This window comes from Prosthecobacter sp. GW821-HT29F12 (assembly GCF_058803405.1).
Genome location: NZ_CM179517.1, coordinates 7,361,824 through 7,374,767 on the forward strand (window position 1 = coordinate 7,361,824; position 12,944 = coordinate 7,374,767).

The 12,944-nt window shown below is 60.0% G+C and carries 13 protein-coding genes; 10 read left to right on the plus strand and 3 right to left on the minus strand.

Going from position 1 to position 12,944, the window contains the following annotated elements:
• The first annotated feature begins 6 nt into the window (after positions 1-6).
• The 3 genes from guaA to AC3RLQ_RS30245 are packed head-to-tail and all read left to right on the plus strand — an operon-like array spanning position 7 to position 3,152.
• Complete coding sequence (guaA, locus tag AC3RLQ_RS30235) at positions 7-1,527, plus strand: glutamine-hydrolyzing GMP synthase (RefSeq protein WP_493032648.1); 1,521 nt, start codon at positions 7-9, stop codon at positions 1,525-1,527.
• A gap of 4 nt (positions 1,528-1,531) precedes the next feature.
• Complete coding sequence (tmk, locus tag AC3RLQ_RS30240) at positions 1,532-2,167, plus strand: dTMP kinase (RefSeq protein WP_493032650.1); 636 nt, start codon at positions 1,532-1,534, stop codon at positions 2,165-2,167.
• A complete protein-coding gene (locus AC3RLQ_RS30245) occupies positions 2,157-3,152 on the plus strand; it encodes a DNA polymerase III delta subunit-related protein (protein ID WP_422322001.1) in 996 nt (331 codons plus the stop codon). The genes tmk and AC3RLQ_RS30245 overlap by 11 nt, the downstream gene beginning before the upstream one ends.
• A 9-nt stretch (positions 3,153-3,161) precedes the next feature.
• On the opposite strand, the gene AC3RLQ_RS30250 is transcribed toward AC3RLQ_RS30245, so the two are convergent.
• Complete coding sequence (locus AC3RLQ_RS30250; protein ID WP_493032652.1) at positions 3,162-4,226, minus strand: substrate-binding domain-containing protein; 1,065 nt, start codon at positions 4,224-4,226, stop codon at positions 3,162-3,164.
• Between the two features lie 92 nt (positions 4,227-4,318).
• Here AC3RLQ_RS30250 and AC3RLQ_RS30255 point away from each other — a divergent pair, with 92 nt between their 5' ends.
• The 4 genes from AC3RLQ_RS30255 to AC3RLQ_RS30270 all read left to right on the plus strand — a co-directional run bounded on the left by AC3RLQ_RS30255 (position 4,319) and on the right by AC3RLQ_RS30270 (position 8,333).
• A complete protein-coding gene (locus AC3RLQ_RS30255) occupies positions 4,319-5,062 on the plus strand; it encodes an RraA family protein (protein ID WP_493032654.1) in 744 nt (247 codons plus the stop codon).
• A 41-nt stretch (positions 5,063-5,103) separates the two neighbouring features.
• The gene (locus tag AC3RLQ_RS30260; protein WP_493032656.1) at positions 5,104-6,312 is read left to right on the plus strand and encodes a sialidase family protein; all 1,209 of its coding nucleotides are present in this window, start codon (positions 5,104-5,106) and stop codon (positions 6,310-6,312) included.
• 57 nt (positions 6,313-6,369) lie between these two features.
• Complete coding sequence (locus tag AC3RLQ_RS30265) at positions 6,370-7,350, plus strand: glycerophosphodiester phosphodiesterase family protein (RefSeq protein ID WP_493032658.1); 981 nt, start codon at positions 6,370-6,372, stop codon at positions 7,348-7,350.
• A gap of 308 nt (positions 7,351-7,658) precedes the next feature.
• Positions 7,659-8,333 (plus strand): metallophosphoesterase family protein, encoded by a 675-nt coding sequence (locus AC3RLQ_RS30270; RefSeq protein ID WP_493032660.1) that lies wholly within the window; start codon positions 7,659-7,661, stop codon positions 8,331-8,333.
• Between the two features lie 3 nt (positions 8,334-8,336).
• On the opposite strand, the gene AC3RLQ_RS30275 is transcribed toward AC3RLQ_RS30270, so the two are convergent.
• On the minus strand, positions 8,337-8,597 hold the full coding sequence (locus AC3RLQ_RS30275) for an ArsR/SmtB family transcription factor (protein ID WP_493032662.1): 261 nt from the start codon (positions 8,595-8,597) through the stop codon (positions 8,337-8,339).
• A gap of 150 nt (positions 8,598-8,747) precedes the next feature.
• Between AC3RLQ_RS30275 and AC3RLQ_RS30280 the strand changes: the two genes are divergently transcribed.
• Genes AC3RLQ_RS30280 through AC3RLQ_RS30290 form a run of 3 tightly spaced genes read left to right on the plus strand, consistent with a single transcriptional unit; the run spans position 8,748 to position 11,881 of the window.
• Positions 8,748-9,797, plus strand: a complete 1,050-nt coding sequence (locus AC3RLQ_RS30280) for an alkene reductase (protein ID WP_493032664.1) — start codon at positions 8,748-8,750, stop codon at positions 9,795-9,797.
• A complete protein-coding gene (locus AC3RLQ_RS30285) occupies positions 9,794-10,813 on the plus strand; it encodes an LLM class flavin-dependent oxidoreductase (RefSeq protein ID WP_493032666.1) in 1,020 nt (339 codons plus the stop codon). The genes AC3RLQ_RS30280 and AC3RLQ_RS30285 overlap by 4 nt, the downstream gene beginning before the upstream one ends.
• 33 nt (positions 10,814-10,846) lie before the next feature.
• Positions 10,847-11,881, plus strand: coding sequence for an aldo/keto reductase (locus AC3RLQ_RS30290; RefSeq protein ID WP_493032668.1), 1,035 nt, complete (start codon positions 10,847-10,849; stop codon positions 11,879-11,881).
• Between the two features lie 6 nt (positions 11,882-11,887).
• Here AC3RLQ_RS30290 and AC3RLQ_RS30295 read toward each other — a convergent pair whose 3' ends face one another.
• Positions 11,888-12,796 carry an alpha/beta hydrolase fold domain-containing protein gene (locus AC3RLQ_RS30295; protein WP_493032670.1) on the minus strand — a complete coding sequence of 303 codons (909 nt, stop codon included), beginning with the start codon at positions 12,794-12,796 and terminating at the stop codon, positions 11,888-11,890.
• Positions 12,797-12,944: the final 148 nt, after the last annotated feature.

Below are 12,944 nucleotides of genomic sequence, written 5' to 3' on the forward strand. Positions count from 1 at the left end.
TCTCTCATGACCGCCCAAGAAGTCGCCGTTCTCGATTACGGCTCCCAGTATTCTCAGCTCATCGTTCGCCGTGTGCGCGAGCTTGGCTTTGTCTCACACCTGTATCCTCCGGCTGAACTCGCCAATCTTCAGAGCCCCGGCGCCATCATCCTCTCCGGTGGCCCGCGCAGCACTTCTGATGTTGATGCGCCCGATGTTGATTACGACAAGCTCATGTCCTTCGGCGTTCCCGTCCTCGGCGTGTGCTACGGCATGCAGCTTCTCAACATCAAGCATGGCGGCACCGTCAAACCGGGCGTCACCCGTGAATACGGCCCCGCCAAGCTCGTCGTCACCGATCACACGGACCTCTTCAACGGCATCTCCCACGAATCCCAGGTCTGGATGAGCCACAGCGACACCTGTGCAAATCTCGCCAGCACGGCCCAGATCATCGCCACCAATGAAGACGCCGTGCCCGTGGCGCTCAAATGGTCGGATCGCTGCTGGGGCATCCAGTTCCATCCAGAGGTCACGCATTCGCACGAAGGCACCGCCATCCTCAAAAACTTCCTCACCCGCAGCGGCGCAGTTCTCGCGAAGTTCGACATCCAGGAATTCAAAGCCCAGATGCTGGAGCGCATCAAAGCCGAAGTCGGCAGCCGTGAAGTGATCTGCGGCGTCTCCGGCGGCGTGGACAGCACGGTGCTCGCGGTCTTGCTCGCCAAGGCCGGCGTCAAAGTCCGCTGCATCTTCATCGACACCGGCATGATGCGCCTCAATGAAGGCGCGGAAGTGAAGCAGCTCTTTGAAGAAGTCGGCGTCCCCATCGAGCAGATCGACGCCAGCGCCATCTTCCTCGGTGCTCTCAAAGGCGTGACCGATCCTGAGCAGAAACGTCGCATCATCGGCACGCTCTTCGTTGAAGAATTCTGGAAAGTCGCCGACAACGTCGAGCTTCTCGCCCAAGGGACGCTCTATCCTGACGTCATCGAAAGCGCCACCAGCGGTTCCATAGCCAGCAAGATCAAGACGCACCACAACCGCGTCGATCGCATCATGGAACTCAAGGCTCAGGGCAAGGTGCTCGAACCTCTGGCCGAACTCTTCAAAGATGAAGTTCGCGCCCTCGGCGCCAGCCTCGGCATCCCGCATCAGGCTCTGTGGCGGCATCCCTTCCCGGGCCCAGGCCTCGCCGTTCGTATCCCCGGTGAGATCACGCCCGAGCGTGTCGCCACCACGCAGCATGCAGATTCCATCTTCATCGCCGAGCTCCGCCGCAGCGGCTGGTATGAGCGCACCTGGCAGGCCTATGCTGCGCTGCTCCCCGTCAAAACCGTCGGCGTCAAAGGTGACGAGCGCAGCTATGAGCAGGCCATCTCCCTGCGTGCCGTCATCAGCGAAGACGCCATGACCGCCGACTGGGTCGAGCTGCCCTACTCCGTGCTGCGCAACGCCTCCAACAAGATCCTCAACAGCGTCAAAGGCGTAAACCGCGTGCTCTATGACATCAGCACCAAGCCGCCCGCCAGCATTGAGTGGGAGTGATGTCATGAGCGCTGGCTTCCTTCTCTCTTTCGAAGGCTCTGAAGGCTGCGGCAAATCCACGCAGATCGCTCTGCTTCGCACCCGGCTTGAAGCCGCAGGGCGCAACGTCGTGGTGCTCCGTGAACCCGGCGGAACTGAGCTTGGCGAAAGCATCCGCCATCTCCTGCAACATGCCAAAGAAGGCGCCGCCATGACCCCGGAGACCGAACTCCTGCTCTTCGCCGCCAGCCGCGCTCAGCTCGTCCGCGAAAAAATCCGCCCACTGCTCGAATCCGGCACCTTCGTCATCCTCGATCGCTTCCTCGATTCCACCACCGTCTATCAAGGCATCGCTCGCGGCCTCCCGCTGGAAAGCGTTCGCGCCATCAATCATTTCGCCATCGGCGGCACTCAGCCAAACCTCACCCTCGTCCTCGACATGGACAGCGCCACCGCCTGGCAGCGCATTCATCAAAGCGGACGCGAACTGGACCGCATGGAAAGCCAGCCGCAGGCCTTCTTTGAAAAAGTCCGTCAAGGTTACCTCGAAGTCGCCCAGGCAGAACCGGCGCGCGTGAAAATCATCGACGCTTCGGCCACGCCTGAAGTCGTGCACGAAAACATCTGGCAGACCATCACCGCGCTATCCCATGCCGTTTAAGAGCGACCATGCCCTTGAGCTCATCGCCCGCGCCCGTGACAACGGCCGCTTGGGCCACGCCTACCTGATCACCGGACCCAAGGAGGCGCAGCATGAAGTCTTCGCCGCAAAAATGCTCGATCTCATCGTCGGCACAAAGATGGGCACGCTCGAAGCCTGGGAAGGGCAGGGGGCCATCGTCCTGCGTCCGCAGAGCAAATCACGCCGCATCACCATCGGTGATGATGGCGACGACCCCGGCACCATCCGCTTTTTGGAAAAGATGATCCACCGCACCGCCGCACCCAACGGCTGGAAGCTCGCGGTCATCGTCGATGCCGAGCGCATGAACGCCCAGGCGCAGAATGCTTTTCTCAAAACACTCGAAGAACCACCGCCAAACACGCTCCTGCTGCTGCTCTCTACTCAGCCCCAGCAGCTCCTGCCCACCATCCAGTCCCGCGTACTTGAAGTCGCGCTTATGCCTCCCGATGGCGCGCGCATCTTTACGGAGCACGAAGGAAAGCTGCTCTACGTGCTCAAGCAGATGTCCAAAAAGGAAAGCGGCAGCATCTCCACCGCTCTCTCATTGAAAAAGGACTTCGAAGAAATCCTGGAGTCTCTGCACGACGCCATTAAGAAGGAGCAGGAAGCCGACTTCGAACGCGAACAGGACCACTACGCCAAGACCACCGACGGTGCCTGGCTGAAGCAGCGTGAAGAACAGGTCGAAGCCCAGATCGAGGCCGACTACCTCCAGCAGCGCACCTCGCTCATGGAACTCCTCCTCTCATGGATGGGCGATGTCGCCCGCCAGCAAGCCGGAGCCGAGCATCTCGACCTGCCCAAATTCCAAGAAGCCACCGCCGCCCTCGCCGCCAAGTGGGAGCCCGGAGATGTCGCCAAACGCATCCGCGTCCTGCGCCAGCTCGAAAGCCACCTGCACACCAACGTCAACGAAGGCCTCGCCCTCGAAGTCTGTTTCATCGAAGCCTTCGGCGCATAGCGGTTTCGTTCACACCGTCTCCCCACGTCGCAGATCCGGCATCAAACGCACCGGCTTCGCGCTCGTATGCCCCGTCTGCGCCAGCTCCAGCACCAGCTTGGCCAGCCTCTTCGCAAACTTGGCCGCATCTGCCGAATAACGCGTCACCTTCGGCACCACATGATCAAGAAACGCATCATCATCGCGTGACACGATGGCAAAATCACGCGGCAGCTTGTGGCCCAGCCGCAGCAGATGCGTCACCACCGTCAGCGTGTGAATCGTACGCGCCACTAGAAACGCCGTTGGTGCCTGTTTCCTTTTCAGCGCCTCATTCAGACTCTCGATCACCTGTTCCACGGTTTCATGGTGCTGCACCACGCAAGGCACGGCATCGCTTGTGGCAAAAGCTTCGCGGAAACCCTGGGCGCTGTCCACATCTCCGCCATGCGCTGAGTCCGGCAGCAGCAGGGCGATGCGGCGGTGTCCTTTCTGCATCAGCATCGTCGCTGCATGCCGGCATGTCGCACGGTAGTCCAGATCCACCGAAGGCAGGCCCATGTCATCAGCGCACGATCCTGCGATGACGGTGGGCAGTTGCTTCTCCACAAACCAGCGCTGCATCACCGGAGTGGAGCGAAACATCACCCACACCGCAGCATGCACGCGCTGCGTGAGCTTCTTCAGCCCTCCCGCAGGTTTGGCGGTGAAACAATGCGGACTCACATGCACCTCAAGCTGATATCCCGCCTCTGCCAGCAGCTCACGCAGCGCATCCACCCAGAACAGTACAAACGGCGGCATCGCCTGCTGAGGCACAGGCGTCAGGAGCGCGATCATGCGAGATGAAGCCCTCTTTCTCCGCGTCGTAGGTGCCGCGAGAATCTGCCTTCGTTTGTTCACCACCGCGCTGATCACACCCTCTCGTTCCAGTTGTGCGAGCACCGCCCGCAGCGTGGGCCGGCTGATGCGCAGTCGCGTGCAAAGCGTGCGCTCCGATGGCAGCACCTCCTGCCATTCTCCACGCAGCAGGGCCTCGCGCAAAAAGTCGGCGCTGTGAGTGATGAGCGAAGGTCTGGTTGGTACAGCATGCATAAGCAGGAGTTCCCACCATGCCGTGGTAAGCTGAAATGACCACAGAGATTTCAAGTGTCGCGTCGTTCATGATGCCCCATCCTTCGCACCTCATGCTTCCTCATTCCGACCTCCTTCAACTCAAACGCTGGAACACCCCCACCATCTACAACGGCTGGGAGCAGATCACCAAACGCGATCCCGCCGCCGATGGCTTCAACCTCGAAGAAACTCGAGACTTCATGCCGCAGATGGGGCCCATGGTCGGTTACGCCGTCACCATCGTGGTCGAGCCCAGCAACAAAGCGCATCGCGAAGCCAATGCGAATGCTTGGAACGAATACCGCCGCTACGTCGCCAGCATCTCCGGCCCCAAGATCGTTTGCGTCCAGGATCTCGACAAACCGCGCACCATCGGCTCCTTCTGGGGCGAGGTGAACAGTAACATGCACCGAGCCCTCGGCTGTGTGGGCACCATCGTCGATGGCGCGATTCGCGATGTGGATGAAATGACCAACGCTGGTTTCAAAGCGCTGTCCCGTCGTTTCTGTGTGGGTCATGCGCACGTCCATCCCGTGCGCTGGAACTGTGAAGTCGAAGTCTTTGGCCGCAAGGTCACTCCCGGCGATCTCATTCACGCCGACAAGCACGGCTTCCTCGTCATCGAGCCCGAAGCCCAGCCGCAAATCCTCGAAGCCTCCCGCTTCATGGATTCCAACGAATGCCAGACCGTCATTCCCGCCGCACGCAGCAGCGCCGGTCTCAGCAGCGATGAAGTGCTGGCCAACCTCGCCGCTGCGGGAGCGCAGTTCGGCAAAAACGCCAAAGCGAAGTTCGAGCGCCACGGAGAGTGGTGATCCCATGGCCTTCTTTTCACTTTTTACCCAGACTCAACCTTATGAAATCATCCATCCTCACACTCTTGCTCGTCGGTTCGTCGCTGTTGGCCGCCGAACCCTTCATCGAAAAACAAGACCTCTTCATCGTCGGAGACAATCCGGCCTACCAGCTCTACCACATCCCCGGCGTCGTGGTGACCGCCAAGGGCACAGTGCTGGCTTGGTGTGAAGCTCGCAAGCGTGCCGCCGGTGTTAGCGACTGGGACGACATCCGCATCCTGCTCCGCCGCAGCACCGATGAAGGCAAAACCTGGAGTGACCCGCAGAGCATCGCCAATGTAGAGGGACCCAAGACGAAAAACCCCTTCGCCCTCAAGATGAAAAATGTCGATCCCAACGACGTCACCTACAACAACCCCGTGCTCATCGCCGACAAGGATGGCACCGTGCACATGCTCTTCTGCCTGGAGTACGAGCGCTGCTTCTACCAACGCAGCGCTGACGATGGCCTCACCTGGAGCAAGCCCACCGAGATCACCTCCGCCTTCGACGCCTTCAAAAAAGACTATGACTGGAAGGTGTTGGCCACCGGACCGGACCACAGCATCCAGCTCAAGACTGGTCGCCTCGTCGTCCCCGTCTGGCTCTCCACCGGCACCGGTGGCAATGCCCACCGCCCCAGCGTCACCGCCACCATCTACAGCGATGATCAGGGCCAAACCTGGAAGGCTGGTGACATCGCCGTGCCATGCACCGACGAATGGATCAACCCCAATGAAACCGTCGCCATCGAACTCAACGACGGCAGCGTCATGCTCAATGTGCGCAGTGAATCAAAGGCCCACCGCCGTCTCGTCACCGTCAGCAAAGACGGCGCCACCGGCTGGAGCACGCCCAAGTTTGACGATGCCCTCCTCGAACCTATCTGCATGGGCGGCATCGTCCGTTACAATCACGATGGCCAGAGCCTCATCCTCTTCTCCAATCCCCACAATCTGGAGAAAGAGAAAGCCAAAGCCGAGCCCGGCAAAAACCGCGACCGCAAAAACGTCAGCGTGAAGCTCAGCCGCGATGAGGGCAAAACCTGGCCGGTAAACAAAACCATCGAGCCCGGCCCCAGCATGTACTCCGACATCGCCGTCACCAAAAGCGGCACCATCCTCTGCTTCTATGGCCGCAGCGGCGACGGTTCCGCTCTCGCCCACTTTGCCGGTGGCCGCTTGACTCTGGCTCGTTTCAATCTGGAATGGCTCACGGCTCCTCAGTGAGGTTCATCGGGCGGATTCCGCCAGAACCATGCAGCGAATACCGTTCAGGAGACGACCATGCGAACAACCTTATCCATTCTCGCATTCGGCCTCTGCCTCGTGCAGGCCGCTGCAGAGCCGTTGTTAGAGACTCCGCCGCCTCCTCGTGCCGGACCGGCAGTTCCCTCCACTCCACTGCACCGCATCCATCCGCAGACCGCGCAGGACCTGCAGGCCGTTCTCGCATTCAAAGGGCAGCATTTGCCTTTTGTCAGCGCCCATCGTGGCGGCTCGGCCAAAGGCTTTCCTGAAAACTGCATCCCCACCTTCGAGCACACACTTCGGCACACCTTTGCCATGCTGGAGATCGATCCTCGCCGCACCAAGGACGGAGCCATTGTCTTGCTTCATGACGCCACCTTGGAGCGCGCCACCACGGGAACCGGCCGCGTGACGGACTTCACCTTGGCGGAGCTCAAGCAGTTGCGCCTGAAGGACACCGAAGGCCAGGCCACCACCTTCCTGATGCCAACGTTGGATGAAGTCATCGAATGGGCTCGCGGCAAAACCGTGCTCGTCCTTGATCAAAAAGACGTCACACCCATCGAGCGCGCCCAGATGGTTACTCGCCATAAGGCCGAGGCCTATGTGATGTTGATCGTCTCCAGCTTCAAAGATGCAGCCGCCGTCCATCAGCTGAACCCGGACATCATGATGGAGGTCATGATCCCCACCGTGGCAAAGGCCGTGGAGTTTGACCGCCTCGGCATTCCCTGGCGCAATGTCATCGCCTTCGTCGGCCATACACCGCCGCAAGACGTGGCTCTGTATGATTTCATCCACCGCAAAGGCGCCTGCTGCATGGCCGGCACCTCGCGCCATCTCGATCTCAAGGTGATCAAAGGCGAAGTCGCCGACATCCAAGAACTCGAGGAAGGCTATCGCAGCTTCCTCAGTCTGGGCGCGGACATCTTCGAGACCGACATCCCTGTTCTCCTCGGCCCCATGCTCCACAATCCCGCAACCGCGTTGAAGCAGCCCTTTTTCGAGCTGAAGTAAATTTAATGCTAAAAGCACATGAAGCGCCGCAGACATCGCCATGCCCGTCCGTGCTCTTTGTGTGCATCGTGGTGCCATGAGCACGCATCCTGAAAACACGATTCCAGCATTCTAGGAGGCGATTCACACCTGGATGTTTAAACATCACAACTCGTATGCGGAGACACTCCAAAAGCTGGACGCGTTTTTCGAAGAACTCGGACTGCTGAAAGCAGACTGATCTTTCTTTCAGCCTTCCCTGCTGGCACAAAAGCGGCTGACAAAACTGTCTTCCTGCCGATCCATGCCTGATTCTCGACCCATTTACAATGCGACTGTTTGCCATAGGAGATATTCACGGCAGTTCGGATGCCTTGCGGCGTCTGGATCAAGAGTTGGTATTTGGAGCTGAGGATACGGTCGTTACATTGGGAGATTATGTGAACCGTGGCCCTGGCACTCGGGCGGTGATTGAGCACCTTCTTGAACTGCGCAGCCGCTGCCGGCTCGTGACGTTGCGCGGAAACCATGAAGTGATGATGCTGCGGGCCCGGGACGAACGGTCGTTCTTCTCAAAGTGGCTCACTTATGGAGGCACGGTGACTCTGGAATCCTACGGCGCCACCACGTTAGCCGACATCCCCGCTGCTCACTGGGACTTCATTGAATCAACAGTCTTCTATCATGAGGAAGAACAGGATTTTTTTGTGCACGCAAACGTTGTGCCTGATCTTCCTCTCGTGCAGCAGCCGGAGAAAACCTTGCTCTGGGCGCACTTCGGCGTTCCACGTCCGCATATTTCAGGGCGTCGGATGCTCTGTGGGCATACGGCGCAGAAAAACGGCAGGCCGCTGAATTACGGTCACGCCGTCTGCATAGACACCTATGCCTATGGTGGCGGCTGGCTCACCTGCCTGGATGTGGCCACGAATGCTTGCTGGCAGGCTTCACAGGAAGGCGCCCTGCGGCATGAGATGCTGGGCCCGCCAGAATCCCTGGAGTAAATCTCACTCCCCCTGCTCACGCCGCCACGCTTTGAGAATGGCATCCAGCAGGCCAGGGAAGCGGCTGTCCAGCTCCTTGCGCCGCACCTTGCTCGTCAGCTCCACGCCGCGCCGCTCGCTGTGGATGATGCCCGACTCACGCAAAATGCGGTAATGCTGCGAGCAGGTGGACTTCGGCATCGTGCATTTCAGGCGACTGGTCGTCTCCACGCAGTTCAGGCCTTCCTCGGCCTTGCGCAGTTCGGCCACAATGCTGAGACGCACCGGATCTGACAGGGCATGCAGGATGCCCGCGACGGTAAAACTTTCGGCTGGAGGATGGTGGAGAGGTCTGATGCGTGGATGCTACATTAATTTCACTTGCAGTTCAATCATTCTATTGTTCGGTAATTGTGAACTAAAGAACTAATCCCCATGCCCACTCTCTTCGATCCCCTCCAGCTCGGCCCCCTGACACTCCCGAACCGCATCTTCCTCGCCCCGCTCACCCGCGCCCGCGCAGGCCAGCAGCGTGTGCCAAACGCCCTCATGGCCGAGTATTACCGCCAGCGTTCCAGCGCCGGACTCATCCTCACCGAGGCCACCTCCGTCACCCCCATGGGCGTCGGCTATGCCAATACCCCCGGCATCTGGTCGGACGAGCAGGTCACCGGCTGGAAACTCGTCACCCATGCCGTTCACGAGGCCGGCGGCCGCATCTTCCTCCAGCTCTGGCACGTGGGCCGCATTTCAGACCCCATTTTTCTGGATGGCGCCCTGCCCGTCGCCCCCAGCGCCATCGCAGCAGCCGGCCACGTAAGTCTCGTGCGCCCTGAGAAATCCTTCGTAACACCACGCGCATTGGAGCTGTCCGAAATCCCCGGCATCATCGAGGCCTATCGCAAAGGCGCTGAAAACGCCAAGCTCGCCGGATTCGACGGCGTGGAAATCCACGGTGCCAATGGTTACCTGCTCGATCAGTTCCTGCAGACTAAAACCAACCACCGCACCGATGAATACGGCGGCTCCTTGGAAAACCGCGCCCGTCTGATGCTGGAGGTCACGGATGCCGTCATCTCCGTCTGGGGTGCCGACCGCGTGGGCATGCACCTCGCTCCGCGTGGCGATGCGCATGACATGGGTGATGCCAATCCTCTGGAGACCTTCAGCTACGTCGCGCGTGAGCTGGGCCGCCGCAAGATCGCCTTCATCGCCGCCCGTGAGCATCAGGCCCCCAGCAGCATTGGCCCCGCATTGAAGAAAGCCTTCGGCGGCGTCTATGTGGCCAACGAAAAATTCACCCTCGAATCCGGCAACGCCATCCTCTCCGCCGGTGATGCCGACGCCGTGGCCTTTGGCGTTCCCTTCCTCGCCAATCCCGATCTGCCGAAGCGTTTCGCCACAGGTGCCGCCCTGAACAATCCTGATCCTTCCACCTTCTATGCAGACGGAGCGAAGGGCTACACCGATTACCCTGCGTTATGAAAACGCACCCCGGCCTCCTCTACTCCATCCTGGATCTCTCCCCGATCTTGAAAGGGGAGACCGCTGCGCAGTCCTTCCGCCACTCGCTCAATCTGGCGCAGCATGCGGAGAAGTGGGGCTACCACCGGTATTGGGTCGCCGAGCATCACAACATTCCCGGCGTTGCCAGTGCCGCCACCTCGGTCGTCATCGGTCACATCGCCGGCGGCACCTCCACCATCCGCGTCGGCTCCGGTGGCATCATGCTGCCCAATCATGCGCCCCTGGTCATCGCCGAGCAATTCGGCACGCTGGAGTCACTCTATCCCGGTCGTATTGACCTCGGCCTCGGTCGCGCTCCCGGCGGAGATCAACTCACGGCCCGCGCACTGCGCCGTGGCCTCGGCAGCAGTGGCGATACTTTCCCTGCGGATGTGCGCGAGTTGCAGGGCTTCCTCGGCGCACCTTTGCCCGGTCAGCGCGTGTTTGCGGTGCCAGGGCAGGGGCTCCATGTGCCGCTCTACCTCCTCGGCAGCAGCACCTTCAGCGCCACCCTCGCCGCGGAGATGGGCCTTCCCTTTGCCTTCGCCTCCCACTTCGCACCCGAGTTGCTTCATCAGGCGTTGGACATTTATCGAACCCAGTTTCAACCCTCCACAGCTTTGGACAAACCACACGTGATGATCGGTGTAAACGTCATCACCGCAGACACCGACAAAGAAGCAAAACGCCTCTTCACCTCGCTCCAGCAGGTCTTCCTGAATCTCATCCGCGGCAGACCCACACAATTGCAGCCGCCGGTCGATGACATCAATGCACTCTGGAATCCCGTGGAAGCTACGCAAGTGTCCCGCATGACCCGCTGCTCCGCCGTCGGCGGACCGGACACCTTCCGCCAGCAGATCGAAGTCCTGCTCAATGACACCGGGGCAGACGAAATCATCGCCACCGCGCACATTCACGATCAGCAGGCACGTCTGCATTCCTTCGAAATCGCTGCAGATGTTTTTAAAAGCCTGCTGCATTTCAATTCGTAACTTCACTCACACTCAAACCCACCCACACCTCCTATGGAATACAGACAACTCGGCGGCTCCGGCTTCAAAGTCCCCGCTCTCACCCTTGGCACCGGCACCTTCGGCGGCGGCACAGAATTCTTCAAAGAATGGGGCGCATCCGATGTCGCCGAAGCCTCACGCCTCATCGACATCTGCCTCGAAAACGGGCTCAACATGTTTGACTCGGCCGACATCTACTCAAACGGCCTCGCCGAAGAAATTCTCGGTCAGGCCATCAAAGGCCGTCGCGATCAAGTCCTCATCTCCACCAAAGGCACCTTCCGCTTTGGCGATGGCCCAAACAACGTCGGCTCGTCCCGCTGGCATCTCATCCGCTCCGTGGAAAACAGCCTCAAGCGCCTCGGCACCGACTACATTGATCTCTACCAGCTCCACGGCTTCGATGCCATGACGCCCGTGGAAGAAGTCGTCGGCACCTTGGACGATCTCGTGCGCGCGGGGAAAATCCGCTACATCGGCGTGTCGAATTTCTCCGGCTGGCACCTCATGAAATCCCTCGCGCATGCCGACAAGTTTGGCCTCACCAAATATGTCGCCAATCAGACCTACTACTCCCTCATTGGCCGCGAATACGAATGGGAGCTCATGCCCCTCGGCGTCGATCAAAATGTCGGCGCAGTCGTATGGAGTCCCCTCGGCTGGGGCCGCCTCACCGGCAAGCTCCGCCGCAATCAGCCACGCCCCGAAACCAGCCGCCTCAACCACAAGCTCAGCTCCTCCATGGGCCCGCAGGTGGATGACGAATATCTTTACAAAGTCGTGGACACTCTCGATGAAGTAGCCGCCGAAACCGGCAAGACCGTCCCACAGGTCGCCTTGAACTGGCTCCTCCAGCGCCCCACCGTTTCCACGCTTATCATCGGTGCCCGCAATGAGGAGCAGCTTCGCCAGAACCTCGGCGCCGTCGGCTGGAACCTCACCACCGATCAGGTCGCAAAGCTCGATGCCGCCAGCGAAAAGCCAAAGATCTACCCCTATTGGCACCAGGCCGGCTTCGACGAGCGGAACCCGTTCCCGACCAAGTAGCGCCAGCTACTTTTTGATGCCACGCAGCTGCGCATCAAACCACTCCGCAAACGCTGTGTAGTCAGGCTGACGGTCCGTCCAACCATGGGCGGCACCGGGTTTGACCACCAGCTGCGCGGTTGCGCCAGCCTCCTTCGCTTTGGCAACAAAAGTTTCAGACTGTTGCAGCGGCACCAGGAAATCCTGATCACCGTGAATGATGAAAGTCGGCGGCAGCTGCGCGGTGATATAATAAATCGGTGAGACCTCCTTGCCCAGCCGCTGGCGCCCTTCCGGCGTGTCGGCCTCAGCTCCAAAAGCACCTTTGTAATTTTTCAGCGTACCCACTCCGACCGCATCCTCACCCGGCTTGCCATAGTTGAGGAAATCCGTCGGCGGATACAAGCACGCGACCGCCTGGATCGCACTGCTCTCTCGATCCACCGCGTCTTTCGCCTTCGGATCTCCCGGCCCACCATGCACCGCCATCGTAAGCGAGAGGTGCCCGCCCGCACTTCCTCCGCTGATGCCGAGCTTGTCTGGATTCACCTTCCACCTGGCCGCGTTATGCCGGATGAAGCGCACCGCCCGGTGAATGTCCTGCGTGATCTCAGGGATGATGAATTTCGGCTGACAGCCATGCCTCACCGAAAACACCGTGTAACCGCGCTCAAGAAAAGGAGCATAGAATGCCGGCGTGTTCGGCGAGTAGCCCGACACCCAGCCACCACTCACCATGTAAACAATGCCATAGCCATTCGGCTTCTCCGGCGTGATCACATCCAGCGTCAGCGCCACTCCAAATTTCCGACCATAGACCACATCGTCCGTCCGCGTGTGCGTTGGTATGACCACCGCTGGAGCCTTGGTCTCAGCGTGAAGATGAAAGCAGCCAAGCAGCAGCGCGACAGTGAGAAGTTTGAAAGCAGTCTTCATGGAGGGTTCATCATACGCCGCTTGGCAGCCCATGCTGGCAGCTCAAACGCATTTCCCCAATGGTTAGCCGGTTTGGCCAGAAACATCGGTCCAGACCACACGTCCTGATGCCCGCATGAAACCAGCCCTCGTCTTGCGTCTCCGCGCC